Genomic DNA, 26,128 nt, shown 5'->3' on the forward strand with positions numbered 1-26,128 from the left:
CTTATCCGACTGAACCTTCCATTTCATAGCTAATCAAGCGGTTTAGCTCAACTGCGTATTCCATTGGAAGTTCTTTGGTGAAGGGCTCTACAAATCCCATGACAATCATCTCAGTTGCTTCAGTCTCTGACAAACCGCGACTCATGAGGTAATAGAGTTGTTCTTCTGAAATCTTAGATACTTTGGCTTCGTGTTCCAAAGCAACTTGCGAGTTATGGATTTCATTAAATGGAATCGTATCTGACGCTGACAAGTCATCCATGATAATGGTGTCACACTCGATGTGAGAGACAGATTTCTTAGAGTTTTTATTAAAGGTTACTTGTCCACGGTAGTCCACCTTTCCTCCGCCTTTAGCGATGGATTTAGACACGATAGACGAGCTTGTATGTGGAGCGTTGTGGATCATCTTGGCACCCGTATCTTGGTGTTGACCAGCATTAGCAAAGGCGATCGAAAGCATGGTACCACGGGCCCCTTCTCCATCTAGGTAAACAGATGGGTATTTCATAGTTGTTTTGGCACCCAAGTTTCCATCAATCCACTCAACAGTCGCATCTTTCAAAGCTTTAGCACGTTTTGTAACCAAGTTATAGACGTTATCAGACCAGTTTTGGATAGTCGTATAACGCATATAAGCTCCGTCCAAAGCAAAAATTTCTACAATAGCAGCGTGCAAACTGTTACTTGAATAAGTTGGCGCTGTACATCCTTCTACGTAGTGGACGCTTGCTCCCTCATCAACGATAATCAAGGTACGTTCGAACTGTCCAGTATTTTCGTTGTTGATACGGAAGTAGGTTTGAAGCGGAATGTCTACCTTGACCCCTTTCGGTACATAGATAAAGGTTCCACCAGACCATACTGCTGAGTTAAGGGCTGCCAACTTGTTATCAGTCGGAGGGACCAACTTCGCAAAGTATTGTTTAAACAAGTCTGGGTATTCCTTGAGGGCAGAATCCGTATCTGTAAAGATAATTCCTAACTTCTCAAACTCTTCCTTCATGTTGTGGTATACCACTTCTGATTCGTACTGGGCAGAGGCACCTGCTAGATAGGCACGCTCGGCTTCTGGAATTCCGATACGTTCAAAGGTTTCTTTGATTTTTTCAGGTACATCATCCCAAGAACGGGCTGGTTTGTCAGATGGTTTTTGGTAGTAGATCAAATCATCAAAGTCAATCTCTGACAAGTCTGCTCCCCAAGTTTGCATGGGCATTTTCTTGAAGGTTTCATAAGACTTCAAACGGAACTCCAGCATCCACTCAGGCTCACCCTTGGCAGCAGATAATTCACGAATAACACCTTCGTTGAGTCCTTTTCCTGTCGATAGGACAGGCTCTATATCATCATGGAAACCAAATTTATATTCACCAAGGTCAATTGGTTTTGGTTCTACTCTTTCTTCAGCCATAATATCCTTTCTTTCATTATATATTTCTATGTTTCTTATTTATCTTCTTGATTTTCAATTGTTTTTTTGAGAGCATTCCAAGCTAAGGTTGCACATTTTATTCTTTGTGGGAATTTAGCTACACCAGATAAGAAAGCTGCATCTCCAAGGCTGTCTTGTCTGTCATCTTTTTTCCCTTGGACCATTTCTGAAAAAATAGTCGCAAGTTCTAAAATTTCTTGTTTGGTCTTGCCTAAAACTGCATCTGTCATCATACTAGCAGAGGCAGTTGAAATCGTGCATCCTGAATTTAGAAAAGCAATATCTTCCAAACGGTCCTCTGCATCAAACTTGACAGAGAGGTTGATAACATCCCCACAGGTTGGATTATTGAGACTGATTTGCTCAGCGTCTTCTAACTTCCCTTGGTGATGTGGATTTTTCGAATGGTCTGCCACCACTGCCATATAGAGGCTATCAAGTTTAGAAAGTGCCATTAAAAAACTCCTTTGTCTTTTGTAGGGCATCGACTAGCTTGTCACAATCTGCCTTGGTATTGTAGATATAAAAACTTGCACGAGCTGTTGCTGGGACTTCCAAATACTGAAGCAAGGGTTGCGCACAGTGATGACCTGCACGAATGGCTACTCCTTCATAATCCAGAGCCGTCGCAAGATCGTGGGGATGAAGATCCCCTAAGTTAAAAGCGATGACACCCGAACGTTGAGCCAAGTCCTGCGAACCATAAATGGTCAAACCTTCAATGGCCTGCAATTTTGGATAGACATATGCGATCAAGTCCTGTTCATGAGCTTCAATGGCATCCATACCAATCTTTTCCAGATAATCCACTGCAGCAGCAAGTCCGATGGCACCAGCCATGTTAGGAGTTCCAGCCTCGAATTTCCAAGGCAATTCCTTCCAACTAGCAGATTGCTCATAGACGAAATCAATCATCTCACCGCCAAATTCAACTGGTGACATTTGTTCCAGATACTTTTCTTTGCCGTAAAGAACACCGATACCAGTTGGACCAGCCATCTTGTGACCTGAAAAGGCAAAGAAGTCCACATCCAAGTTCTGCACATCAATCTTCATATGAGGCGTAGATTGAGCACCATCCACCACCATAATGGCTCCAACTTGGTGAGCCATTTGAGTGATTTCTTTGATAGGATTGACCACACCAAGAACATTAGAGGCATGAGCTAAGGAGACAAACTTGACTTTATCAGTCAATTTAGCGCGCAAGTCATCCATATCCAGAGCTCCGTCCTTGAGATAAACATAGACAAGCTCTGCCCCAGTCTTGCGACAAGCTTCCTGCCATGGAATGATATTAGAATGGTGTTCCATTACTGAAATCAAGACTTGGTCTCCCTCAGTCAGGATTTCCTCAGCGAAGCGTGCCACCCAGTTAAGGCTGGTTGTCGTTCCTCTAGTAAAAAGTACTTCCTTTGTAGAGCTTGCATTGATAAACTTACGAATGGTTTCACGAGCAGCTTCATAAGAAGCTGTTGCTCTCTCTGCCAAAGTATGAACCCCACGATGAACATTGGCATTGTCCTGCTCATAATAGCGGTTGATTGTTTCAAGAACTGCTAGTGGTTTTTGTGTCGTCGCAGCATTGTCCAGATAGACCAGAGGTTCATCGTTGACAATCTGGTCTAAAATCGGAAAATCCTTGCGAATCGCTTCTACATCTAACATAGGCTTCCCCTTAGCGTTTTGACAATTTTTCTTCGATAGTTGCTATCATTTCATCACGAACTTCCTTGACTGGAATCTCAACGATAACAGAGCCAAGAAAACCACGAACAACCAAACGCTCTGCAGTTGCCTTATCCAAGCCACGACTCATGAGATAGTACATATCTTCTGGATCTACTTGTCCGATAGAAGCTGCGTGACCTGCAGTAACGTCATTTTCATCAATCAAAAGAATTGGGTTGGCATCTGAACGTGCTTGGTCTGAAAGCATAAGAACACGACTCTCTTGCTGCGCATCAGCTCCCTTAGCACCCTTGATAATGTGTCCAATACCATTGAAGGTCAAAGTTGCTTTTTCAAGGATAACCCCATGTTGAAGGATATTTCCGATTGAGTTGCAACCATAGTTAGTTACACGAGTGTCAATCCCTTGAACCTGACGACCACTTGAAAGAGCTACGACTTTAAGGTCAGCATGGCTACCGTTACCAATCAAATCGCTATCAAAATCAGCAACAACATTTCCTTCGTTCATGACACCGATTGCCCAGTCAATGCTGGCATCGTTGCCTAGTTTACCACGGCGGCTAATGTAGGCAGTGACATTTTCACCTAAACGGTCAATAGCTGCAAATTTCACTTGCGCACCAGAGCGAGCAATCACTTCGACCGTGATATTAGCAGTTGCCTTGGCACTACCTTCGCCACGAGACTCTAAACGTTCAAGATAGCTGATTTTAGAGTTTTTACCTGCAATGATCAGAATATGCTTGTTAAATGGCACATCGCTATCGCTGTCTTGGTAGAAAATTCCTTCGATTGGCTCTGTAATCTCAACGTTATCAGGAATGTAGAGAACAGCACCACTGTTAAAGTAAGCCGTGTGGTAGGCTGCCAACTTGTCATCGTCATACTTAACAGATGACATGAAGAATTCCTCGATAAGTTCTGGAATTTCTTCTAAAGCTGAGTGAAAGTCTGTAAAGACTACTCCTTGTTCAGCCAATTCAACTGGAGTTTGTTCAAAAACAGTCTGCGTTCCTACTTGCACCAACTTCAAGTGATTATCTAGAGCCGTGAAGTCAGGAACATTTGCTGAAGGTTCACTTTCTGTGATGGTTCCATCTCCCAGATTCCAACGGTGAAATTTGACACGCTCAATGACTGGTAATTCCAAACTCTCAATCTTATCAAAAGCTTTTTGACGGAGGTCAGCCAACCAGCTTGGTTCAGCGTGCATTTCTGAAAAAAGTTTAATATTCTCTTTAGTCATTTACTTCTCCTAAAAGATACGAGGGAATTACAATTCTTCCTTGTAGTCGTAGCCAAGTTCTTCAGCTAGTTTTGCGTATCCTTCACGTTCCAAACGGGCAGCCAATTCTGGACCACCAGAAAGGACAACACGACCTTCCATCATCACGTGGACCACGTCTGGTGTAATGTAGTTCAAGAGACGTTGGTAGTGAGTGATGATCATAGCACCAAAGCCTTCGCCGCGCATAGCATTGACACCTTTCGATACGACTTTAAGGGCGTCAATATCAAGACCTGAGTCAATTTCATCTAAAAGGGCAAAAGTTGGTTCCAACATCAAGAGTTGAAGAATTTCATTACGTTTTTTCTCACCACCAGAGAAACCTTCGTTGAGGTAACGCTCTGCCATTTCTTCTTTCATGTTGAGCAATTCCATTTTCTCGTCTAGTTTAGTGATGAACTCACGAACCGAAATCTTTTCATCATCTTCTTTACCAGCATTCATGGCTGCACGAAGAAATTCAGCGTTAGTAATTCCTGGAATTTCAGATGGGTATTGCATAGCCAGGAAAAGTCCCATACGCGCACGCTCGTCCACTTCCAACTCAAGGATATTTACGCCATCAAACAAGACCTCACCTTTAGTAACCTCATAGTTAGGGTTCCCCATGATAGCGGCAGAAAGAGTCGATTTACCAGTACCATTTGGTCCCATGATAGCTGCGATTTCTCCTGTTTTCAGAGTCAGATTGACCCCTTTCAAAATTTCTTTTCCTTCAATCTCAACGTGAAGATCTTTGATCTCTAATACTGACATGATAGTTCCTTTCTTTTTCTGGCCTACTTCCTTTATCCTTAAAGAAATCACTTACATTTCTCAAAAAACACAAGAAAAGGTCCATAAATATACTCTACTAGTATAACAAAAAAAAGCCTAAAAGGCTTTGATTTTGTTTAGAAGCTAGTGACTAATCCTTGCGGTTTAGGTGCTGATCAATGGCATCTACTATTTTCCCCATTACATAACTTAACCTAAAATTTCGAAAAAGTAGAATGGCCCAAAAGGCTGCCATGAAATAGCGACCAGTCATCCAAGCTTCATTAAAAAAATAAGTCTCAGCAGCGGTAAATAGTGCTATCACGATAAATTGTTGTCTAGTCATAGGATTATTGTACCATGAAATCCACTTTTAGTCTTCTTCGACCATGACTTTATCAGCCAGAAATTCAAATCCCTCTGGAATCAGGCTCTCTTCTTCTACCTCTTGATCTGCTTGAGAAGACTTGTTTCTAGCTGAAAATGCTGCTCGAATCTCTTTCCATTCCTCTAGGGAAATAGCCAGAATCTCAGGTGAAAATCCAGCTGCTTGGCTGAGAATATTGCCGAACATGGTATTGAGGTTATCCCGTTTCATGGTTTGACCAGCATTGAAATTAGACTCAAAGGCTAAAATAGCATGGTGTTCATTGGCCGCAACTGGTTGAGAACCTACGAGAAGGGCCTTATCAGGTCCAGCTAAACTTTCAATCACTTCTCCCCATGCATTCTGGAGGCGAATCAAGTTTTGCCGTGCCAATTCAGGATTTTCAACAGCTTCTTGTAGGATAGCCTGAACTTTATTACGGTCTACTCGATAGACTGTCTTGGAAGTTGCTGGACGACTAGGAACTGGCGCAACTTGTTTAGGAGCCGTGCCCACATTGGCAAGTTCTTGTTTGAGACGGGCGACTTCCTGTCTCAGTGCAGAAATTTCACTTTCAACTGCTCCCGAAACCGCAGATTCAGGCTTGATTTCCGCTAAACGAATGGTCATCATCTCAGCGTAAATCTTAGGTTGCAAGCTGGCCTTCATATCTGCTAAACTCACTGTCGCTAAGCGTATCATTTCAAAGAGACTTTCCTGAGAAAGAGCTAGATTGTCCATAAAAACTGGACTATGATGAGTATTTTCGCCACCTGTCTGAACAACTAGTAAATCACGCAAATACTGCAAGAGATCCGTCACAAACCGAGTCATGCTTTTGCCATTTTCAAACAAAAGATTCAAAGAATCGAGTGCTTTGGGGACATCCTGTTGGGCAAAAGCGGCCACATAGTCATCTAGAGCTGATAGACTAATAGTGCCTGTAATCTCCTCAGAAATAGCTGTCGTTAAAGCATTCCCTTGCGTCAAACTCAAGGCTTGGTCCAGAATAGACAAGGCATCCCGCATTCCACCTTCAGCCCGTCTAGCAATGATTTCCACAGCCTCTGGTTCAGAACTGATATTTTCTTTTTCTAAAATATGATGAATATGTGCCGTGATATCTTGCGTTCTAATCGATTTAAACTCAAAACGTTGGACACGCGATAAAATAGTTGCTGGAATCTTGTGCAATTCGGTAGTCGCCAAGATAAAGACAACATTTTGAGTTGGTTCTTCTAGCGTCTTTAAAAGCGCATTAAAAGCTCCTGTAGACAGCATATGAACCTCGTCTATGATATAGACCTTATAACGTGCCAAACTAGGAGCATAGGTAGATTTATCACGAATTTCTCGGATTTCATCAACTCCGTTATTCGAAGCCGCATCCATTTCGATAACATCTTCTAAGCTACCTTCTGTCACTGCTTGGCAGATATAGCAGTTATTACATGGTTCTCCGTCCACTTGGTTGGGACAGTTCATAGCCTTGGCAAAAATCTTGGCCACACTGGTCTTCCCAGTCCCACGGGGACCCGAGAAAAGATAGGCATGACTAATCTTTTCCTGCTCGACCGCTTGTTTTAGGGTTTTAGCTACAACCTCTTGGCCTACCAGTTGTGAAAAAGTTTGGCTTCTATATTTTCGATAAAGTGCTTGATACATTAGACTTTCTCCTCAAACATCGTAAAGTCCCATTCTGTCTTCTCAAGCAAAATAGCGACAAATTGTTCCAAGTAATCACGGTCAATGGCATTGTAATCATCAATAACTGAAGAATCCAGGTCTAAGACACCCAGCAATCGACCATTCTTGAGCATGGGAACCACGATTTCACTCTTGGCCATACTATCACAAGAAATGTAGTTTGGATAGGTGCTCACATCCCCAACTAAAACAGTCTCTTGAAACTCAGCAGCTTCTCCACAAACGCCTTTCCCAAGCGGAATGCGAATACAAGAAACACCACCCTGAAAAGGCCCTAAAACCAACTCGCTACCATCAAACAGATAAAATCCTGCAAATACAGTATTCGGAAAGCGAGATTTTAGGAGGGCACTAGCATTCGAAAGATTGGCAAGAACATTGCTCTCACCTTCAAGTAAATAAGAGAGTTCCTCATTTAACAATTGATATTGTGATTGTTTTTCTGAATCTAACATAGAACTATTATATCAAAAATGGGAAAGAGACAAAAGAAAAATCCCTTGTTTTAAACAAAGGATTTTGTGATTATCAATTGATTAAAGTTCGATATCACCGAACAAGTCAGCCATTGAGAATCCTGTTTGTGTTTCTGGAAGTTCGAAATCACGTTTTTCTTGACGTTTTGGACGACGTGGACGAGCAGCACGTTTTTCTTCTTTTTGTCCTTCTTCTTGAGCTGGACGTTCTTCAAGAGCTTTGATAGAAAGTGATACACGTTCTGCGTCAGCGTTAACATCAAGGACTTTAACAGTAACTTCTTGACCAACAGTAAGAGCTTCTTTTGGATTTTCGATACGTTTGTGTGAAATTTGTGATACATGAACAAGTCCATCGATACCTGGCAATACTTCAACAAATGCACCGAAGTCAGTCAAACGTTTAACTGTTCCTTCTACTACATCACCTTTAGCCAATTTTTGCTCAACGCCATCCCATGGTCCAGGTGTTGTTGCTTTAAGTGAAAGTGATACGCGACCTTCTTCTTCGTTAAGATCAAGGATCTTCACTTCGATTTCTTCACCAACAGTTACAACTGATTTAGGTGATACGTTACGTTCGTGTGACAATTCAGTCAAGTGAACCAATCCGTCAACTCCACCAAGGTCGATGAAAGCACCAAAGCTAGTGATACGAGCAACTTTACCAGTTACGACATCACCAACAGCCAATTTACCGAATACTTCAGCACGAGCTGCTGCAGTAGCTGCTTCAACAACTTCACGACGTGAAAGGATGAAGCGGTTTTCTTTAGGATCAACTTCTTTGATTTTAGCATCAAATTCTTGACCTACGAAACGCTCAGTGTTACGTACGAAACGAGTATCCAACATTGAAGCTGGGATGAATCCACGAACACCTTCAAATTCTACTGAAAGTCCACCTTTAACGGCACGAGTTCCTTTAACAGTAACAACTTCTTCTTCGCGTCCTACAAGTTTGTCCCATGCTTTGCGAGCTTCAAGGCGTTTTTTAGATACAAGGTATGTAACTGTATCAGTATCTTTACCAACTACTTGACGAAGTACAAGAACATCCAATACTTCTCCTACTTTCACAAAGTCATTGATATCTGCATCGCGATCGTTTGTCAATTCGCGAAGAGTCAAGACACCTTCAACACCAGTCCCAGAGATTGCAACGTTAGCTTGAGTCGCATCAACTGTCAATACTTCAGCACTAACAACATCACCAGGCTCAACTTGGCTAACGCTATTTAGCAAATCTTCAAATTCGTTCATCTAAAAAATCCTCCAACAATCAAGTTTTTTCAAAAACTTGACATACTTATAATTTTTTTCCTAAGCACCCGCAAAGACATGTTCATATCGTTCACGTCTTTCAATTATAAAAATAAAATACCCTAAGATATTTTTCTTTTTATCTTGAATTTATTACCTAAGAACTGGGGTAGCTGGATTCGAACCAACGCATGAGGGAGTCAAAGTCCCTTGCCTTACCGCTTGGCTATACCCCATTGATGAATGGAGAGAGAGGGATTCGAACCCCCGAACCCGAAGGAGCGGATTTACAGTCCGCCGCGTTTAGCCTCTTCGCTATCTCTCCAATGTTTAACGAGAACTATTATATCATGAAATTTTCAATAAAACAAGTATTATTTTGTCAAATTATAGTTTTCAATCAAAATTTCCACAGCTTTTTCAAGTTTTTTATAAAAACTATCGACATTTCCATTCTTTATGATGGCAAATTGGCTATCTAATTCGGCAATTTCCCCAATAACCTTTTTCCCAATCGTCAAAACGTATCCTTCATAGCTGTCTTTTCCAACAGTCACTTTTGCATCAGTTAATTGGATTTCAATTTTCTTATCTTTTTTACTCATACTGTACCTCTTTTCACTTTTTCTATTGTACAAGAAAATGCTCAAACTAGCAAGAAAAAACTCCATTTCAGTCCTTACAACTGCTATGGAGCTCTTCTTTATTTCATGTCTTTTAGTCCACTTTGACAATCCATCCTTCAGGCGCTTCTACATCACCAAATTGGATACCAGTCAATTCATCATAGAGTTTACGTGTAACAGGTCCTACTTCTGTTTCACTATAGAAAACATGGAAATCATCGCCATGTTGGATGCCTCCAATTGGAGAAATAACTGCTGCTGTACCACAAGCACCTGCCTCTACAAAACGATCCAAGTTATCGATTGGAACATCACCTTCGATTGGTGTCAAGCCCAAGCGGTGTTCTGCCAAGTAAAGCAAAGAGTACTTGGTAATGGATGGTAAGATGGATGGACTCAATGGCGTAACAAATTCATTGTCGGCCGTGATTCCAAAGAAGTTGGCTGATCCGACTTCCTCAATCTTTGTATGTGTAGATGGGTCTAGGTAGATAACATCTGAGAAATGGCGTGATTTGGCCAACTTCCCTGGCAAAAGACTCGCAGCATAGTTTCCTCCAACCTTAGCCGCACCCGTACCATGTGGAGCGGCACGGTCGTATTCATCCTGAATCAAGAAATTGGTTGGAACCAATCCACCCTTAAAGTAATTTCCAACTGGCATAGCAAAGATAGTGAAAATATACTCTTCTGCTGGTTTAACCCCAATAATATCTCCAACACCAATCAACAGCGGACGAAGATAAAGGGTTCCACCTGTTCCATATGGTGGGACGTATTCTTCATTTGCACGCACAACTGCTTTACAAGCTTCTACAAACATTTCTGTCGGAACTTGTGGCATCAAAAGACGGTCGCAAGTACGTTGCAAACGCTTGGCATTTTCGTCAGGACGGAACAATTGAACACTGCCGTCCTTGGTACGATAGGCTTTCAATCCCTCAAATGCTTGCTGTCCATAGTGGAGACTTGGAGAAGACTCTGAAATATGCAAGGTTGCATCCTCTGTCAATTCTCCTTGATCCCATTGACCATTTTTGTAGTGAGCGATATAACGGTAAGGTAATTTCATATAAGCAAATCCAAGGTTTCCCCAATCAATTGCAACTGTCATGTGTTTCTCCTTTATACTATTCAAACTATGTGTTCTATTCTACACTTTTCTAGTAAAATTTCAAGTATTATTTGTAATTTTCTGAAAATTTTTCAATACAAAAAAATCAGCCCTCTGGACTGATTTTTTTATGAATTCGCTTTATCCTCTTTAAAGACTTCTTTGAGGTAAGCATCGAAAACTTCTTCATCTGAAATCGTGTCTGAAATAAAGCTTCCATTGCTAGTACGTTCTGACAAGTTGAGGTCTTGCAATCGACTCTCATAGATTGTTCCCTTGTTAGATTGGACAAGTAACGTTTGGTCGTTTTCTTCTACTTCTGTACTAAAGAGATCACCAACGAAACCTTGCTCTGCAACTGCTCCAGCCAAGAAGACTCGGTGCGGTTTGTTTTTCAACTCACGCAAGACTTGTAGGCCTCGTTTAGCACGGCTGGTCGCCGAAATTTCCTCAATGGAAATGCGTTTCAAGCTTCCACGTTGGGTCAAGAGGTAGAAGGAGGAGGTGTTACAGATAAAGGCTGCCTGAAGCGCATCATCTGCTTTCAGGTTCATAGCCTTGACCCCTGCCGCCTTGGCACCAACAACTGGAACCTCTTCGATATTAAAACGAAGGGCATAACCGTTTTGACTAATCAAGAGAACATCATCTAGTTTGATTGGAGCTACTGCTACTATCTGGTCTGTCTCGTCTTTGAGTTTGGCATACTTGACAGACTTAGACTTGTAGGTCCGCCATGGAGTGAATTCTTTGCGTTCTACACGTTTAATTTGACCAAGACGAGTTGCAGCAAAGTAGGTTGTCGCATCATCAAACTGATCCACTACTTCTGCATAGAGGATTTCTTCGTTAGTTTCAAAGTTTGTAATAGTCTGGCTCAGATGCTCTCCGATATCCTTCCAACGAATATCTGCCAATTCGTGGATTGGTCGATAGATGACATTCCCAAGAGTCGTGAACATCAAGAGGTGCTGGGTTGTCTTAGTAGCTTGAACAAAGATCAGACGATCATCATCACGTTTACCAATTTCTTCCAGAGTGGAAGCGGCAAAGGAACGTGGGCTAGTACGCTTGATATAGCCTGCCTTGGTTACGCTGACATAAGTATCTTCCTCGGCAATCAAACTAGCTGTATCAATCTCGATTGCTTTCGCAGTGTCTTCTAAAGTACTCAAACGTGGTGTCGCAAATTTCTTCTTGACCTCACGAAGTTCTTTCTTCATAAGATTGTACATGGTACGTTCATCACCGATGATAGCCGCAAGCATAGCAATCTTTTCACGCAATTCTGCTTCTTCTTCCTGCAAGACAACCACGTCTGTATTGGTCAAACGGTAAAGTTGTAAGGTCACGATAGCTTCAGCCTGCTCTTCAGTAAACTCATAGCTGACCTTGAGGTTTTCCTTAGCGTCAGCCTTGTTCTCAGAAGCTCGGATAAGGGCAATGACTTCATCCAAAATCGAAATCACGCGAATCAAACCTTCGACGATATGGAGACGCTTCTCAGCCTTTTCCTTGTCAAAGCGGGAACGCGCCAGAATCACTTCACGACGGTGGGCGATATAGCTAGACAAAATTGGGACAATCCCAACCTGACGAGGAGTGAAATTATCAATCGCTACCATGTTAAAGTTGTAATTGATTTGTAAGTCGGTGTATTTGAAAAGATAGTTGAGAACAAGCTCGGTATTAGCGTCTTTCTTGAGTTCGATAGCAATGCGAAGACCGTCACGGTCAGACTCATCACGAACCTCAGCAATCCCCGCTACTTTGTTATTGACACGAACATCATCGATTTTCTTGACCAGATTGGCTTTATTGATTTCATAAGGAATCTCAGTGATAACGATTTGCTCCTTACCGCCTTTTAGCTTTTCAATCTCCGTCTTAGAACGAACAACCACGCGCCCTTTCCCAGTTTCATAAGCCTTCTTTATTTCGTCACGCCCTTGGATGATAGCTCCTGTAGGGAAGTCTGGCCCAGGCAAGAATTCCATGAGTTTGTCCACCTTGGCTGTTGGGTGGTCAATCATGTAAACCGTCGCATCAATAACCTCAGCTAAATTATGGGGAGGAATGTCTGTAGCATAACCAGCCGAAATACCAGTCGAACCATTGACCAAGAGGTTTGGAAATGCTGCTGGCAAAACCGTCGGTTCTTTCTCGGTATCGTCAAAGTTCCAAGCAAAGGGAACTGTCTTCTTTTCGATATCTTGAAGAAGATAACCAGCAATCTCAGACAAACGAGCCTCGGTATAACGCATAGCCGCAGGCGGATCTCCGTCCATAGAACCGTTATTACCGTGCATTTCAACTAGAATCTCACGGTTTTTCCAGTCCTGAGACATACGAACCATGGCATCATAGATGGAAGAATCACCGTGTGGGTGAAAATTCCCCATGATGTTACCGACAGACTTGGCCGACTTACGGTAGCTCTTGTCAAAAGTATTGCCATCTTTATTCATTGAATAAAGAATACGACGCTGAACCGGCTTCAATCCATCCCGAATGTCTGGCAAAGCCCGGTCTTGAATGATATACTTGGAGTAGCGACCAAAGCGCTCTCCCATGATGTCCTCAAGGGACATGTTTTGAATGTTACTCATATATGATACAAAGCCCGTAAAATGCAAAGTGAAAATAGGAAATTATTGCAGTGAGCGATGCTCACAAGAAAATTTATCTTTTTCACCCAGCATTTAGGGCGTGTTCAACTCCTTTCAAAGAATGTAGAGTGGTTTTTATAAAATAGAGGATATTTACTGGAAATTAGTCCCGTGTTCAGTTACATTCAGTAACCAAAAGACCCTTTCTGTAGTTTAATCTTTTAAATTAAGGTTTTTATTTAGTTAGCGATTAATCAGTCTCTCCTCAGCATACTCAATCATCCTCTCCGCCACTACCTTATCATAGTCAAGGCCTATCTTGTTAGCAAAAGATTGAGCCTCTTGGTGGAAAAGTTTCATTGTTGCAAATAAAGACTGAGTGATTTTTTCTAAACTGGAGAAATCAAGCAGATTTGAGAATTGCTTCTCTTTCTCAGCAGGTAAATAGTTAAAGAGATACTTGTAGTTCTTTCCAATATCAACTCTTCCCCTATCACTTGCTACCTGCCAGGCCATAACTTTTAAGAGTTCTTGTTGACAAATCCCGTAGAGATGGTCAGTCACATAAATGACTTTCTTGCGACAGATTCCCTTGATCACGTAAGCTGACACCCACCAAAATTCATTACAAGCTTTTTCAAAATCAATCGCACTAGCTGGGCTTGTCCGAAAACGTTGGGGACTTGGAAAGTAGGGTTCAAATAATCCCTTCTCATCCTCTAAAACTGTGAACCCAGCCTCACTATCCACCCATTCTTGGATATAGTCTTTGGGGCAGAGGGTCAAATCAATTCGATTGCCATCTTCAAAGAGCATGAGATAGAGGCGACGGTGACCAAGAAAGACATGCTGCTCGATAATACGTTTGCCAAACTGGTCCAACCAAGAAAGATCTCTCGTCAGATTATCTAAGTCGTCCACAATATAGACCACATCGTAATCTTGAAACTCATCTTTTGGAGCTTTTGGGTTTGTCCGTGAACCAGACATGGCGACAGCCTCGACTTGGAGCACTTTTGCGGTTTGAAAAATTAGATCAAGCATTTGCGCTTCACTTCTATGTTGTCTGCACATATCTTTTATAGAATTATTTTTCATTGCCGTCTTGTTCCTCTTGTTTTGGGATGCCTCGTATTCTTTTCATCTCAAGTTCTCCTACTATCAATTGGATAGTTGAACAAATCCCCAAAACGATTAAAATAAAATAAAACAAATTCATATCGTTTCTATGATATATTTGAAAGCTTCTCCATAATACAAAAGTATTTACTAATGAAAGAAGGAAAAGTAAAATAGCGTTGAATAGGAGTGTTATAGCAAACTTACTCTTAAAATACCTATAATGTTTTCCAATCCGATAGAGGGTATATAGTGAGAAAACAATCATCAAAGGTGTGAAGGCAAGTGCATAAAATAAGATAAACCCTATTCCTGAGTATGGTTTACTTTCCATTGGTAGATCTAATAGACAGATACCAATAGTGAGGATGTTCAATATAAACAAGGATACTGTGCGAGCACACTCTTTTATACCTTTATTGGTCATTAAATCATATATAATTCCAAAAATGGCTAGGAGAACAAGGAAAAAAGGCAACATTAATAACGTAATCAATACCGCACCTCCAATAGTTTTAGCGATTGTTTACCTACAAAAGATAATCATCACCTTTACTTGAACTTTACAACTCCCCTGTCTGGTATAGGTTATACTCTTAAAGAAACGGGTCTGAGTAAGGTCATCCGTCAGATTATTGAGGAGGAGATACTTGAGTTCTCCAGTCTATACCGAGCTAAGCTTCGTGGCTAGGAGGTGATCTTACTTGTCCACGTGAGACCAATCCAAGACTTGCCCCAGCTCAGCCTTGAGGAGATGATCCTGCCAGAGCCTCATACTTCTTCCGTTTCCTTCTCAAAAAGGGTGGGCGATATTTAGCTCAAGGTACTTTTCGACAATCTGCTCAAAGGTCTGCTGAGGCAACCTGTCAATATTTTCCAAGGAAGCTGCTAGATACATGACAGGCGCAAAGCGAACATTCCCTTTGGCGAGATTGACTGTCCGAATCTGGTCGGCGAAGTCATAGATTTCTTTAAATAAGAAGCCATGAATAACGGCCAGAGTCGCATAGGTGCCAGTTGCTTTATCGTCCAGAAACTACTTTTCAAAAAGCTCTTTCGCTCGGGTTTTGCTGATTTTTTCTTCCATCTTGGATAGTTCAAGCGAATCTGTCAGACCCAGTTTGTTGTCAAGCGTCATAAATACAGCTCTTTTCATTTAGATAGATTTTCTAAGCCCTGTTCCCACAGGTTTAAAACCTACTGTCTGATAAAATCCATCCGCTTCTGATATTAATTCAATGCGAGTCAAAGGATATTTTTGATGAATTTCAGCGATCAATCGCCGTCCCAATCCTTTTCCGCGATAGGCTTTATCAATGATAATCTCAGCTAAAAAGGTCGTCATGACTTCATCTGTCAAGTAGCGAGTAAAACCAAGGATTTTCTGGTTCTCTTCAACTACCAAGTAATGGGACAGATTTGTTGAAAATAATGATGTCACTTTTTCCTCTGTAAAAGAAAGCCATTTTTCACTTTGATAAAGTCTATAAATAGCTTGACAATCTTTTGTGCTTGCAGGTCTGATTATCATTTTCTACTCCTTTCAAATCCGATGCGACCACTAACAATTTTTCAACTCAAATTTAGTTATATTCTAGTTGCTCTCCGTCGCTTCTTCCTTCGCCTTCTTAGCTGGTTTGCGTTTTTTATAGCGGCTGCGGATGGTGTTGAGGTGATCGCGAAGATTGACCTTGTGAGTTCTTTCATGATAAGCGTAAGCACAGATGAAGGTGAAATCCACAAGGAAATCATAAATTTCTTGCAGCTTGAGGCGGACGGACTCATTCACGCTCTGGTGAGCTTGTCCGAAAATCTGGTGAGAAAATTGTCATTTCATTATTTGGGATAACCATGAATTGAATCCAAACGATCCAATTTGAAAGCATTTAGCTTTGTTTTAGAATTATACTGAACTATAGCAATTTTCTTATGAAGCTTATCTAGTTTCCCATCATCCAGTTTCTCGTTGGTTGCCACATTAATAAATCTATTAATTGTGTCACTATCGGATTCATTATTGCTATTGTAATTATAAATAATCAATTCAGAATCTGTCTCCAAAAGTGAGTTAAGAATATTATTCCACCACCAAAAATCACTGCTCCCCATTGACATGCCATAAATAATGAACAAATCAGTGTCTTTAAAATACGATTTATATCTTTTATCATTTTGGGCCCAATAAGGTTTCAAAAAATTTTTAGCTTTATTTTTATTTGAAGAATTTGTTATTTGACTCTCATTGTCAAATCCAAATAGCATTGATTTTGGTACGTTTTGATATCCATGAGGATGTGCGATATCAACCATTAAGTAACTTGAATAATAAGTTGTCTCATCGAATCTCTTACGGTGGCATTTCCCCTCTGAAATGCTATTTGGATTAGGGTGAAACCAAATTTGTCTGTCTGAAACTTTATGAGGTTTTGGATCATACTGCCCTTTATCCAACACTAAAATATTATCTAGCATAGATGTATAGTTAAAATTCAGAATCTCCCAATTAAATAACTTATAGTGATCTGTCTTAGAAGGGAAATGTAATTTTCGAAAATTATCTTCATCTAAATCTCCTAAAAAATGAGTGAAAGAAGCAAGAGCGATTCCTTTTTCAGTGCTATCATTCCCTAACCTAGCAAGCATATTAGGAGTTATAATCTCATTTAAAAAATTAGAAAATTCAACCTGAAACTGATTAAAATCATCAGTCAATTTCTTTTCATCAATACAATTATTCTCGTTGAAAATTTCAATTAAACTGTTCTCAAAATCACTCCAATTTGGTTTAATACTAGGATTACTTTCATTTTCTTTCTTATCTTCAGTCATTTTTTGGAAGATTATATTATCTTTATCAAAATTTTTATAACAAAGATAATTGTAGAAATTTTGATAAGATGTTCGATACGGAGAACCTAGATATTCCATGAGTTGAATATCAACTCCATTACCAAACAAAGCCATAATATTTATTTGACCATCATTTTCTAATGCCTCAAATTCTTGATCTGTGTATTTGGTATAACCCATATTTCCTCCTTCATCCTTTCAAAACGCCCCACTCTCTTCCAGCGTAAACTTGACATTATCCTCAATCCACTTACGGCGTGGTTCGACCTTGTCTCCCATGAGGACATTGACACGGCGTTCAGCGCGTGCTAGGTCTTCGATGGTGACACGGATGAGGGTACGGGTTTCAGGATTCATAGTCGTCTCCCAGAGTTGGTCCGCGTTCATCTCACCAAGACCTTTATATCGTTGGAGTGTTGCTCCTTTACCAAACTGCTTGCGGAGTTCTTCTAGCTCTCCGTCCGTCCAAGCGTAGGCCACTTCTTCTTTCTTGCCTTTGCCTTTGGACATCTTGTACAGAGGCGGAAGGGCGATATAGACATGGCCTGCCTCAACTAGCGGACGCATGTAACGATAGAAAAATGTCAAGAGCAAGGTCTGAATATGGGCACCATCTGTATCCGCATCGGTCATGATAATAATCTTGTCATAGTTGGCATCTTCAATAGAGAAGTCTGCTCCGACACCCGCTCCGATGGTATAAATCATGGTGTTGATTTCCTCATTTTTAAGGATATCCGCCATCTTGGCCTTGGCTGTATTAATCACCTTACCACGAAGAGGTAGGATAGCTTGGAACTTACGGTCACGGCCTTGTTTGGCAGAACCACCGGCAGAGTCTCCCTCGACCAGATAGAGTTCATTCTTAGCAGGATTCTTAGACTGGGCTGGGGTCAATTTTCCAGACAACAAGCCCTTGTCTTTCTTATTTTTCTTACCATTTCGGCTCTCATCACGCGCCTTGCGGGCTGCCTCTCGCGCGTCACGCGCCTTGATAGCCTTGCGAATAAGATTGGATGCCAATTCACCATTTTCCATTAGGAAGAAGGTCAACTTATCAGCCACAATCCCATCCACAACTGGACGAGCTAGTGGACTCCCCAGTTTATCCTTTGTCTGTCCCTCAAATTGGAGGTGTTCTTCCGGAACTAGGATAGAAAGAACAGCTGCTAGTCCCTCACGATAATCTGAACCTTCTAGGTTTTTATCTTTTTCCTTGAGAAGTCCCGTCTTACGCGCATAGTCGTTCATGACCTTTGTAATAGCAGACTTGAGTCCCGTCTCATGCGTCCCACCGTCCTTGGTACGAACGTTATTGACAAAGGATAGAATGTTATCTGAAAATCCATCATTGTACTGGAGGGCGACTTCCACTTGGAAACCATTGTCTTCCCCCTCAAAGTACAGAACTGGTGTCAAGGTTTCCTTGTCTTCGTTCAAATAGGAAACAAAGTCCTGAACTCCATTTTCATAATGGTATTCAATCGCTTCATCTGTTCGTTTGTCTGTCAGAGACAAGGTCACATTTTTTAAGAGAAAGGCTGACTCATTGAGTCGTTCTGAAATGGTATTGTACTTGAAGTCTGTCGTAGAGAAGATTGTCGCGTCAGGCATGAAGGTGACTTTGGTACCTGTCTTAGACTTGGGTGCTGTACCAATTTTTTTCAAGGTTGTGACGGGTTTTCCACCATTTTCAAAGCGTTGCTTATAAACAGCACCATCACGAGTGATTTCTACTTCTAGCCAACTAGAAAGGGCATTAACAACAGAAGACCCCACCCCGTGGAGACCTCCAGATGTCTTATAACCCCCTTGACCGAATTTCCCTCCGGCGTGAAGAATAGTAAAGATAACCTCAACAGTTGGAATTCCCATGGCATGCATACCAGTCGGCATCCCACGACCGTGGTCCTCTACTGTTAGACTTCCGTCTTTATTGATAGTCACATCAATGCGGTCACCAAAGCCAGACAAGGCCTCATCGACTGCATTGTCCACTATTTCCCAGACTAGGTGATGGAGACCCGCACCGTCGGTCGAACCAATATACATCCCCGGACGTTTACGGACCGCATCCAACCCTTCTAGCACCTGAATGGCGTCATCATTGTAGTTATTAATATTGATTTCCTTTTTTGACACAAGGAACCTCCTATTTGTTCATCTTTTCTATTTTACAGGTTTTCTAGGGATTTTGCAAAGTTTTTCCCGTTCAGCTGTCACAATTTTAAAGGATATTCTCATCATTTCTACACCATTTCGTGGTATAATGGGTATATGATGACATTTGTATTATTAATTTCAGCTTATCTACTAGGCTCAATCCCTTCTGGTCTTTGGATCGGACAAATCTTCTTTCAAACAAATCTGCGAAAGCATGGTTCTGGAAATACTGGAACAACCAATACTTTCCGTATTTTAGGTAAGAAAGCAGGTATGGCAACCTTTGTGATTGACTTTTTTAAAGGAACTCTAGCAACGCTCCTTCCAATTCTTTTCCACCTACAAGGTGTATCACCTCTTGTCTTTGGACTTTTGGCTGTCATTGGACATACCTTTCCTATCTTTGCAGGATTTAAAGGTGGTAAGGCTGTCGCAACCAGTGCTGGGGTTGTTTTCGGATTTGCGCCTGTCTTCTGTCTCTATCTAGCGATTGTATTTTTTGGAACCCTCTATCTTGGTAGTATGATTTCCTTGTCTAGCGTTGCCGCTTCTATCGCAGCCGTTATCGGAGTTCTACTATTTCCACTATTTGGATTTATCCTAAACAGCTATGATCCTCTCTTCATTTTGATTATCCTAGCACTTGCTAGCTTGATTATCATTCGTCACAAGGATAATATCACACGTATCAAAAATAAAACTGAAAATCTTGTCCCTTGGGGATTGAACCTAACCCATCAAAATCCTAACAAATAAAACGCCAGTTTGAACTGACGTTTTTTTGTATGCTTATTTTGACTTGATGTAGTTGATACCGTCTGCCTTTGGTGCGACTGCTTTTCCAAAGAAGGCTGCCAAGACAAGGATGGTCAAGACATAAGGGGCGATTTGAAGGTAAACCGCTGGTACTCCTTGTAGGAAAGGTAATTGAGAACCGATAACTGCCAAACTTTGTGAAAGTCCAAAGAAAAGACTGGAAAGCATAGCACCGATTGGGTTCCATTTACCAAAGATCATCGCAGCAAGAGCGATAAATCCAGGACCGACAATAGTCGTTACTGAGAAGTTGACAGAAATGGATTGAGCATAAATCGCTCCCCCAATTCCCCCTAGGAAACCTGAAATAATAACCCCAAGATATCTCATCTTGTAGACATTGATCCCCAAGGTATCCGCTGCCTGAGGGTGTTCTCCGACAGAGCGGAGACGAAGACCAAAGCGGGTCTTGAAGAGGATAAACCAAGCAAGGAATGAGAAGGCAATCGCGATATAACCTAGTAGACTGGTTGACTTGAAGAAGATATCTCCAATCACAGGGATATCAGCCAAAACTGGGAAATCAAAACGTCCAAAAGTCTGGCTTAAGTTATCCGTTTGTCCTTTATTATAAAGAACTTTAACCAAGAAAACTGCTAAGGCAGGAGCCATCAAGTTCAATACTGTACCACTGACAACATGGTCCGCACGGAAATGAACTGTAGCGACTGCATGGATGAGGGAGAAAATAGCACCCACGATACCAGCAACTAACAAGGAAATCCAAGGGGTCGCTGCTCCAAGTTGTTCTGCAGACTCAAGGTTAAAGACAACCCCAGAAAAGGCTCCCATAACCATAATTCCTTCAAGACCGACGTTAACGACACCACCACGTTCAGAGAAGACTCCTCCAATACTCGTAAAAATAAGTGGTGCTGAGTAAATCAGCATAGAAGAGACCAAGAGGGTGAGTAATGTTGTAATAGACATCCTTACTTACCTCCTTTAACTTGTTTTTTAGGTTTGACAAAGCGTTCGATAATGTAGTGAACGCTGACAAAGAAGATAATAGACGCTGTTACAATGCTGACAAGCTCAGACGGAACTTGCGCAGCGTTCATACCCGGCGCACCAACTTGCAAAACTCCAAATAAGAAGGCTGCAAAGAGAATTCCAATTGGTGAATTTCCAGCAAGCAAACTAACTGCCATCCCGTTAAATCCGATAGCCAATGATGATCCCTGAACGTAAACGTTTTGGAAGGTTCCAAGACCTTCGACAGCTCCACCAAGACCAGCCAAAGCACCAGAGATAATCATTGATAGAATGATTGTACGTTTTGCTGAAATACCAGCGTACTCTGAAGCATGGGGATTGAGACCAACTGCACGAATTTCAAAACCGAGAGTCGTTTTCTTGAGCAAGAACCAAATCACGCCAACAGCAATGATGGCAAAGAAGATACCGATATTCATACGAGAATTGCCAGTCAACTCAGATAACCATGGCGTCTGATAAGTGGCATTGGCACTCACACGAATCGTTGAGTCCGTGCTTTGCATAAAGTCTTTCGGAAAAGAATGAATAAAGGCGTTCCCTACGTACAAAACAATGTAGTTCATCATGATGGTTACGATAACCTCTGATGTACCTAAATAGGCTCTGAGAATACCTGGAATAGCACCTACAATCCCACCTGCAATCAAAGCAATTACTACGGTCGCTAAAATCAACATTGGGCGTGGCATGTCCGGATGCGACAAAGCAAACCAACCACTAAGAATCCAACCCGCTAGTGCCTGACCAGGAAGTCCAACGTTAAAGAAACCTGCACGGCTGGCAACTGCAAACCCCAGACCAATCAAGACAAGAGGACCCATGGCACGGAAAATCTCACCAATTCCACGAAGACTACCAAAAGCTGTATAGAACAACTCCTCATAACCCCAGATAGCATCGTAGCCGAAAATCCACATGACGATGGCTCCGAGCAAGATTCCTAAGAATACGGAAATCAAGGGAACCGAAATTTGTTGTAACTTTTTAGACATCATCCTTCTCCTTTCCCAAGTTTCCACCTGCCATCAAGATACCAAGTTCTTGTTTGTTAGTCGTTTCTGGAGACACAATACCTTGAATCTTACCATCATGAATAACAGCAATTCGGTCTGAAACATTTAAAATCTCATCCAATTCAAAGCTGACAACAAGCACAGCTTTCCCGTTATCACGTTCTTCAATCAAACGTTTGTGGATATATTCAATGGCACCGACATCCAAACCACGAGTTGGTTGGCTGACGATAAGGAGATCAGGATCACGATCAATCTCACGAGCGATAATCGCTTTTTGTTGATTTCCTCCTGAAAGAGCTGCTGCTGGAACAAACTCGCTCGCCGCACGGACGTCAAATTCTTCCATCAATTTCTTGGCATGTGAAGTGATATTCGCATAGTTTAAGATACCATTCTTGCTGAGTGGCTCTTTGTAGTAGGTTTGAAGAGCGATATTTTCTGAAATCATCATATCCAAAATCAAACCATCACGGTGGCGGTCTTCAGGAACATGCCCCACACTGAGTTCCGTAATTTGTCGAGGATGCATCCCTACGATTGATTTGCCTTTTAATTCAACGCTACCTGACTCAACCTTACGAAGACCCGTAATGGCTTGAATGAGTTCAGATTGACCATTGCCATCAATACCTGCAATACCAACAATTTCACCAGCACGAACATCCAAAGAAAGATTCTTCACAGCTGGTACACCGCGGTTTTCATTGACAACCAAGTCTTTGATAGACAAGACTACTTCTTTTGGTTGTGGTGCCTGTTTCTCCGTTTTGAAGGAGACAGAACGTCCTACCATCATCTCTGCCAAGTCTGCATTGGTTGCCCCTGCAATCTCAACCGTCTGGATTGATTTCCCACGACGAATAACCGTCACTCGATTGGATACCGCACGAATTTCATCCAATTTATGGGTAATCAAAATAATGGATTTTCCTTCTTTGACAAGGTTTTTCATGATAGCCATCAACTCATCAATCTCTGAAGGAGTCAATACGGCTGTCGGTTCGTCAAAGATGAGGATATCAGCACCACGATAAAGTGTCTTCAAGATTTCTACACGTTGTTGAGCACCAACGGAAATATCTGCCACCTTGGCAGCAGGATCCACTGCCAAACCATAACGTTCAGAAAGAGCCTTGATTTCTTTAGTAGCTTCAGCTATATCTAGCACACCATTTTTAGTGATTTCACTCCCCAAAATGATATTTTCAGCTACTGTAAAAGCCTCAACCAACATAAAATGTTGGTGAACCATCCCAATTCCTAGACTAGCAGCTTTAGAAGGTGAATCTAGTTTGACAACTTGACTATTCACCGCAATTTCACCACTAGTTGGCTCGAGAAGTCCTGCCAGCATATTCATCAGAGTGGATTTACCCGCTCCATTTTCTCCTAAAAGTGCATGGATTTCACCTTTTCGCAGTTGCAAGTTGATCTTGTCGTTTGCTACAAATTCACCAAACACCTTGGTAATATCCCGCATCTCAATGACATTTTCGTGTGCCATATGCTTTTCCTTTCCGAGATTTATTTTGTTTCAATAAAACCTGCTAATCGTGTTAACAAGTTCTATTGAGACAAAAATTGCCTCAATTCTTAAAGAAGCGACCGATGGTCGCTTCCTAAGAAATGACTTTTATCCATTATTTTTCAGGAACTTTTACGCTTCCGTCAAGGATTTTAGCTTTTGCGTCTTCAACAGCTTTTTTACCTTCTTCTGAAAGGTTTGTCACTGCCAAGTCAACCCCTTTATCTTTCAATGAGTAGACAATAACTTGTCCGCCAGGGAATTCACCTTTTTCTGCCTTGTTAGCAATATCTTTTACAGTTGTACCAACTTGTTTCAATGTAGATACAAGAACAAAGTTTGATTCTTTACCATCTTTAGAAGTGTATTTACCTTCTGCTGCTTGGTCACGGTCTACACCAATAACCCAAACTTTTTCGTCTTCATTTTTACTTTCGTTCAAAGATTTTGCTTCAGCAAAGACACCAGCACCTGTACCACCAGCTGCTTGGTAGACAACGTCTGCACCTGCAGCGTATTGAGCAGCTGCAATTGTTTTACCTTTGGCAGCATCACCAAATGAACCAGCGTAGTCAACTTGGACTTTGATAGATGGGTCTACTGACTCAACACCAGCTTTAAATCCAGCAGCGAAACGTGAAATAACTTCAGATTCGATACCACCTACAAAACCAACTTGTTTTGTTTTAGTTGTTTTAGCTGCTGCAACACCAGCAAGGTAAGCTGCTTCGTTATCCGCAAATGTTACGCTCGCAACATTCTTTTGATCTTTGATCACATCATCAATCAAGACATAGTTTAAGTCAGAGTGGTCTTTTGCTGCCTCTTCAACTGCATTGTGAAGTGCAAAACCAACACCGAAGATCAGGTTGTAACTTCCAGCCGCTTGTTGCAAGTTGTTAGCATAGTCTGCTTCACTTGTTGATTGGAAATAAGTAAAGCCTTTATCTTTAGAAAGATTGTGTTCTTTACCCCAGTCTTGCAAACCTTCCCAAGCTGATTGGTTGAATGATTTGTCATCAACACCACCAGTATCTGTTACGATCGCTGCTTTGGTCTTCATTTCAGATGAAGATGAAGCTGCGTTACGAGAAGAGCGGTTACCACATGCAGCAAGTCCAACTGCTGCTACTGCAACTAGACCAAGGCCTAGCCATTGTTTCTTGTTCATTACTGAACCTCCTAAATAAGATGTGCAACGATGTTGCAAGTATGGATTGGTTGGCCACAAGGACCGCGTCACTCAGAGAGTGACTCAGACTAGTTTAAGTCTGTAAATGAGTATGGAAGTAACTCCCCGACCGTCATCTCGACCGTCGATTTATCTTTTGCGACAAGTGTCACTTTTAGATCTTTTTCAAAAAATTCAGCCATCACTTGGCGACAAGCGCCACATGGCGAGATAGGTTTTTCAGTCTGTCCGTAGACAATCAACTCTGAAAACTCTCTTTGGCCTTCGGAAACTGCTTTGAAAATCGCTGTACGCTCTCCACAGTTTGTCAAAGAATAGCTAGCATTCTCAATATTAACACCTGTATAAACGTTACCATCTTTCGCCACTAGAACAGCACTAACAGGAAAGTGAGAATAGGGTACATAGGCTTGCTTGCTGGTTTCAATTGCTAAGTCAATCAACTCAGTAGTCGCCATCTGCTAATTCTCCTTTTAAAATTGCCACGCCAGCTGATGTTCCAATACGAGTAGCGCCTGCTTCCAAAAAGGCAAGAGCGTCTGCATATGAACGCGCTCCACCAGCTGCCTTAACTCCCATATCTGGTTCGACAGTTTTACGCATCAACTTAACATCTTCTATAGTGGCACCACCAGTTGAAAATCCAGTTGATGTTTTGACAAAGTCAGCGCCTGCTTTCTGGGATAATTGGCAAGCCACAACCTTTTCATCGTCTGTCAACAAGCAAGCTTCGATAATGACCTTAACCAGCTTGTCACCACTTGCTTCTACGACAGCACGGATGTCCGATTCAACCAAATCCAGATTACCTGATTTGAGAGCACCGACATTGATAACCATATCAATCTCATCTGCACCATTTTGGATGGCTTCCTTGGTTTCAAAAGCTTTTACAGCTGAAGTTGTCGCTCCCAAAGGAAAACCAACTACTGTACAAACCTTTACATCTGAGCCTTCAAGTCCTGTTTTCGCATGTTTTACCCATGTGGGATTGACACAAACACTGGCAAAATCATACTCACGCGCTTCAGATAGCAAACGATCAATTTGTTCTTGACTTGCATCTTGTTTTAAAAGCGTATGATCAATATATTTGTTTAATTTCATATTCG

Annotated in this window: 24 protein-coding genes, 2 tRNA genes and 2 pseudogenes; 1 reads left to right on the plus strand and 27 read right to left on the minus strand. The window is 41.6% G+C overall.

The features are described 5' to 3' along the window. Position 1: 1 nt before the first annotated feature. The 21 genes and pseudogenes from sufB to parE all read right to left on the minus strand — a co-directional run bounded on the left by sufB (position 2) and on the right by parE (position 19,447). Positions 2-1,414 carry a Fe-S cluster assembly protein SufB gene (gene sufB / locus ATE37_RS02025; RefSeq protein ID WP_084867459.1) on the minus strand — a complete coding sequence of 471 codons (1,413 nt, stop codon included), beginning with the start codon at positions 1,412-1,414 and terminating at the stop codon, positions 2-4. A gap of 35 nt (positions 1,415-1,449) precedes the next feature. Next, positions 1,450-1,890, minus strand: coding sequence for a Fe-S cluster assembly sulfur transfer protein SufU (sufU, locus tag ATE37_RS02030; RefSeq protein WP_084867460.1), 441 nt, complete (start codon positions 1,888-1,890; stop codon positions 1,450-1,452). Continuing rightward, a complete protein-coding gene (locus ATE37_RS02035) occupies positions 1,877-3,103 on the minus strand; it encodes a cysteine desulfurase (RefSeq protein ID WP_084867461.1) in 1,227 nt (408 codons plus the stop codon). The genes sufU and ATE37_RS02035 overlap by 14 nt, the downstream gene beginning before the upstream one ends. A gap of 10 nt (positions 3,104-3,113) precedes the next feature. Then, positions 3,114-4,376 carry a Fe-S cluster assembly protein SufD gene (gene sufD / locus ATE37_RS02040; RefSeq protein WP_084867462.1) on the minus strand — a complete coding sequence of 421 codons (1,263 nt, stop codon included), beginning with the start codon at positions 4,374-4,376 and terminating at the stop codon, positions 3,114-3,116. Positions 4,377-4,403: 27 nt separating this feature from the next. Next, on the minus strand, positions 4,404-5,174 hold the full coding sequence (gene sufC, locus ATE37_RS02045; RefSeq protein WP_000114489.1) for a Fe-S cluster assembly ATPase SufC: 771 nt from the start codon (positions 5,172-5,174) through the stop codon (positions 4,404-4,406). Positions 5,175-5,325: 151 nt separating this feature from the next. Continuing rightward, complete coding sequence (locus ATE37_RS02050) at positions 5,326-5,520, minus strand: DUF3272 family protein (protein WP_000198269.1); 195 nt, start codon at positions 5,518-5,520, stop codon at positions 5,326-5,328. 27 nt (positions 5,521-5,547) lie between these two features. Beyond that, positions 5,548-7,206 carry a DNA polymerase III subunit gamma/tau gene (gene dnaX / locus ATE37_RS02055; RefSeq protein ID WP_084867463.1) on the minus strand — a complete coding sequence of 553 codons (1,659 nt, stop codon included), beginning with the start codon at positions 7,204-7,206 and terminating at the stop codon, positions 5,548-5,550. Next, a complete protein-coding gene (locus ATE37_RS02060; RefSeq protein ID WP_084867464.1) occupies positions 7,206-7,703 on the minus strand; it encodes a GAF domain-containing protein in 498 nt (165 codons plus the stop codon). The genes dnaX and ATE37_RS02060 overlap by 1 nt, the downstream gene beginning before the upstream one ends. An 81-nt stretch (positions 7,704-7,784) precedes the next feature. Beyond that, complete coding sequence (rpsA, locus tag ATE37_RS02065) at positions 7,785-8,987, minus strand: 30S ribosomal protein S1 (RefSeq protein WP_001001617.1); 1,203 nt, start codon at positions 8,985-8,987, stop codon at positions 7,785-7,787. 164 nt (positions 8,988-9,151) lie between these two features. After that, positions 9,152-9,223, minus strand: a tRNA-Gln gene (locus ATE37_RS02070). Between the two features lie 8 nt (positions 9,224-9,231). Then, a tRNA-Tyr gene (locus ATE37_RS02075) sits at positions 9,232-9,312 on the minus strand. Between the two features lie 49 nt (positions 9,313-9,361). After that, positions 9,362-9,592: a DUF2969 domain-containing protein gene (locus tag ATE37_RS02080; RefSeq protein WP_000037107.1), complete on the minus strand. Its 231-nt coding sequence runs from the start codon at positions 9,590-9,592 to the stop codon at positions 9,362-9,364. A gap of 112 nt (positions 9,593-9,704) precedes the next feature. Further along, positions 9,705-10,742, minus strand: a complete 1,038-nt coding sequence (locus tag ATE37_RS02085) for a branched-chain amino acid aminotransferase (RefSeq protein ID WP_342585760.1) — start codon at positions 10,740-10,742, stop codon at positions 9,705-9,707. 113 nt (positions 10,743-10,855) lie between these two features. Continuing rightward, positions 10,856-13,336: a DNA topoisomerase IV subunit A gene (parC, locus tag ATE37_RS02090; RefSeq protein ID WP_084867467.1), complete on the minus strand. Its 2,481-nt coding sequence runs from the start codon at positions 13,334-13,336 to the stop codon at positions 10,856-10,858. Positions 13,337-13,579: 243 nt separating this feature from the next. Continuing rightward, the gene (locus ATE37_RS02095; protein WP_084867468.1) at positions 13,580-14,434 is read right to left on the minus strand and encodes an aminoglycoside 6-adenylyltransferase; all 855 of its coding nucleotides are present in this window, start codon (positions 14,432-14,434) and stop codon (positions 13,580-13,582) included. Further along, positions 14,424-14,936, minus strand: coding sequence for a hypothetical protein (locus ATE37_RS02100; protein WP_084867470.1), 513 nt, complete (start codon positions 14,934-14,936; stop codon positions 14,424-14,426). Before ATE37_RS02100 ends, ATE37_RS02095 begins: the two co-directional genes overlap by 11 nt. Before the next feature lie 45 nt (positions 14,937-14,981). After that, positions 14,982-15,593: pseudogene (locus ATE37_RS10725) on the minus strand (Fic/DOC family protein). 18 nt (positions 15,594-15,611) lie between these two features. Further along, a complete protein-coding gene (locus tag ATE37_RS02110) occupies positions 15,612-15,986 on the minus strand; it encodes a GNAT family N-acetyltransferase (protein ID WP_084867472.1) in 375 nt (124 codons plus the stop codon). Between the two features lie 63 nt (positions 15,987-16,049). Continuing rightward, positions 16,050-16,247 (minus strand): annotated as a pseudogene (locus tag ATE37_RS02115) (DUF6261 family protein); the annotation flags it as partial. 44 nt (positions 16,248-16,291) lie between these two features. Continuing rightward, positions 16,292-17,485, minus strand: a complete 1,194-nt coding sequence (locus ATE37_RS02120) for an AbiH family protein (protein WP_084867476.1) — start codon at positions 17,483-17,485, stop codon at positions 16,292-16,294. Between the two features lie 18 nt (positions 17,486-17,503). After that, positions 17,504-19,447, minus strand: a complete 1,944-nt coding sequence (parE, locus tag ATE37_RS02125; protein ID WP_084867478.1) for a DNA topoisomerase IV subunit B — start codon at positions 19,445-19,447, stop codon at positions 17,504-17,506. A 135-nt stretch (positions 19,448-19,582) separates the two neighbouring features. Between parE and plsY the strand changes: the two genes are divergently transcribed. Beyond that, positions 19,583-20,224: a glycerol-3-phosphate 1-O-acyltransferase PlsY gene (gene plsY, locus ATE37_RS02130; protein WP_084867480.1), complete on the plus strand. Its 642-nt coding sequence runs from the start codon at positions 19,583-19,585 to the stop codon at positions 20,222-20,224. A 33-nt stretch (positions 20,225-20,257) separates the two neighbouring features. Here the strand turns inward: plsY and ATE37_RS02135 are convergent, their stop codons facing one another. The 6 genes from ATE37_RS02135 to deoC all read right to left on the minus strand — a co-directional run bounded on the left by ATE37_RS02135 (position 20,258) and on the right by deoC (position 26,123). Further along, a complete protein-coding gene (locus ATE37_RS02135; RefSeq protein ID WP_084867483.1) occupies positions 20,258-21,214 on the minus strand; it encodes an ABC transporter permease in 957 nt (318 codons plus the stop codon). A gap of 2 nt (positions 21,215-21,216) precedes the next feature. Beyond that, positions 21,217-22,275, minus strand: coding sequence for an ABC transporter permease (locus ATE37_RS02140; protein ID WP_057489190.1), 1,059 nt, complete (start codon positions 22,273-22,275; stop codon positions 21,217-21,219). Beyond that, complete coding sequence (locus ATE37_RS02145; RefSeq protein WP_084867485.1) at positions 22,268-23,803, minus strand: ABC transporter ATP-binding protein; 1,536 nt, start codon at positions 23,801-23,803, stop codon at positions 22,268-22,270. Before ATE37_RS02145 ends, ATE37_RS02140 begins: the two co-directional genes overlap by 8 nt. A 136-nt stretch (positions 23,804-23,939) precedes the next feature. Next, the gene (locus ATE37_RS02150; protein WP_001036148.1) at positions 23,940-24,995 is read right to left on the minus strand and encodes a BMP family lipoprotein; all 1,056 of its coding nucleotides are present in this window, start codon (positions 24,993-24,995) and stop codon (positions 23,940-23,942) included. Positions 24,996-25,084: 89 nt separating this feature from the next. Next, entirely contained in the window at positions 25,085-25,474 is a 390-nt protein-coding gene (locus ATE37_RS02155) for a cytidine deaminase (protein ID WP_000246081.1), read from the minus strand. Then, positions 25,461-26,123 carry a deoxyribose-phosphate aldolase gene (deoC, locus tag ATE37_RS02160; protein ID WP_084867487.1) on the minus strand — a complete coding sequence of 221 codons (663 nt, stop codon included), beginning with the start codon at positions 26,121-26,123 and terminating at the stop codon, positions 25,461-25,463. Before deoC ends, ATE37_RS02155 begins: the two co-directional genes overlap by 14 nt. Positions 26,124-26,128: the final 5 nt, after the last annotated feature.

This window comes from Streptococcus oralis subsp. tigurinus (assembly GCF_002093575.1).
Lineage (GTDB): Bacteria > Bacillota > Bacilli > Lactobacillales > Streptococcaceae > Streptococcus > Streptococcus oralis_CH.

Excerpts from the sequence above, each read along its gene's own strand:
- sufB (WP_084867459.1), bottom strand. The coding sequence starts at position 1,414 with ATGGCTGAAGAAAGAGTAGAACCAAAACCAATTGACCTTGGTGAATAT.
- sufU (WP_084867460.1), bottom strand. The coding sequence starts at position 1,890 with ATGGCACTTTCTAAACTTGATAGCCTCTATATGGCAGTGGTGGCAGAC.
- ATE37_RS02035 (WP_084867461.1), bottom strand. The coding sequence starts at position 3,103 with ATGTTAGATGTAGAAGCGATTCGCAAGGATTTTCCGATTTTAGACCAG.
- sufD (WP_084867462.1), bottom strand. The coding sequence starts at position 4,376 with ATGACTAAAGAGAATATTAAACTTTTTTCAGAAATGCACGCTGAACCA.
- sufC (WP_000114489.1), bottom strand. The coding sequence starts at position 5,174 with ATGTCAGTATTAGAGATCAAAGATCTTCACGTTGAGATTGAAGGAAAA.
- ATE37_RS02050 (WP_000198269.1), bottom strand. The coding sequence starts at position 5,520 with ATGACTAGACAACAATTTATCGTGATAGCACTATTTACCGCTGCTGAG.
- dnaX (WP_084867463.1), bottom strand. The coding sequence starts at position 7,206 with ATGTATCAAGCACTTTATCGAAAATATAGAAGCCAAACTTTTTCACAA.
- ATE37_RS02060 (WP_084867464.1), bottom strand. The coding sequence starts at position 7,703 with ATGTTAGATTCAGAAAAACAATCACAATATCAATTGTTAAATGAGGAA.
- rpsA (WP_001001617.1), bottom strand. The coding sequence starts at position 8,987 with ATGAACGAATTTGAAGATTTGCTAAATAGCGTTAGCCAAGTTGAGCCT.
- ATE37_RS02080 (WP_000037107.1), bottom strand. The coding sequence starts at position 9,592 with ATGAGTAAAAAAGATAAGAAAATTGAAATCCAATTAACTGATGCAAAA.
- parC (WP_084867467.1), bottom strand. The coding sequence starts at position 13,336 with ATGAGTAACATTCAAAACATGTCCCTTGAGGACATCATGGGAGAGCGC.
- ATE37_RS02095 (WP_084867468.1), bottom strand. The coding sequence starts at position 14,434 with ATGAAAAATAATTCTATAAAAGATATGTGCAGACAACATAGAAGTGAA.
- ATE37_RS02100 (WP_084867470.1), bottom strand. The coding sequence starts at position 14,936 with ATGTTGCCTTTTTTCCTTGTTCTCCTAGCCATTTTTGGAATTATATAT.
- ATE37_RS02110 (WP_084867472.1), bottom strand. The coding sequence starts at position 15,986 with ATGATAATCAGACCTGCAAGCACAAAAGATTGTCAAGCTATTTATAGA.
- ATE37_RS02120 (WP_084867476.1), bottom strand. The coding sequence starts at position 17,485 with ATGGGTTATACCAAATACACAGATCAAGAATTTGAGGCATTAGAAAAT.
- plsY (WP_084867480.1), top strand. The coding sequence starts at position 19,583 with ATGATGACATTTGTATTATTAATTTCAGCTTATCTACTAGGCTCAATC.
- ATE37_RS02135 (WP_084867483.1), bottom strand. The coding sequence starts at position 21,214 with ATGTCTATTACAACATTACTCACCCTCTTGGTCTCTTCTATGCTGATT.
- ATE37_RS02140 (WP_057489190.1), bottom strand. The coding sequence starts at position 22,275 with ATGTCTAAAAAGTTACAACAAATTTCGGTTCCCTTGATTTCCGTATTC.
- ATE37_RS02145 (WP_084867485.1), bottom strand. The coding sequence starts at position 23,803 with ATGGCACACGAAAATGTCATTGAGATGCGGGATATTACCAAGGTGTTT.
- ATE37_RS02150 (WP_001036148.1), bottom strand. The coding sequence starts at position 24,995 with ATGAACAAGAAACAATGGCTAGGCCTTGGTCTAGTTGCAGTAGCAGCA.
- ATE37_RS02155 (WP_000246081.1), bottom strand. The coding sequence starts at position 25,474 with ATGGCGACTACTGAGTTGATTGACTTAGCAATTGAAACCAGCAAGCAA.
- deoC (WP_084867487.1), bottom strand. The coding sequence starts at position 26,123 with ATGAAATTAAACAAATATATTGATCATACGCTTTTAAAACAAGATGCA.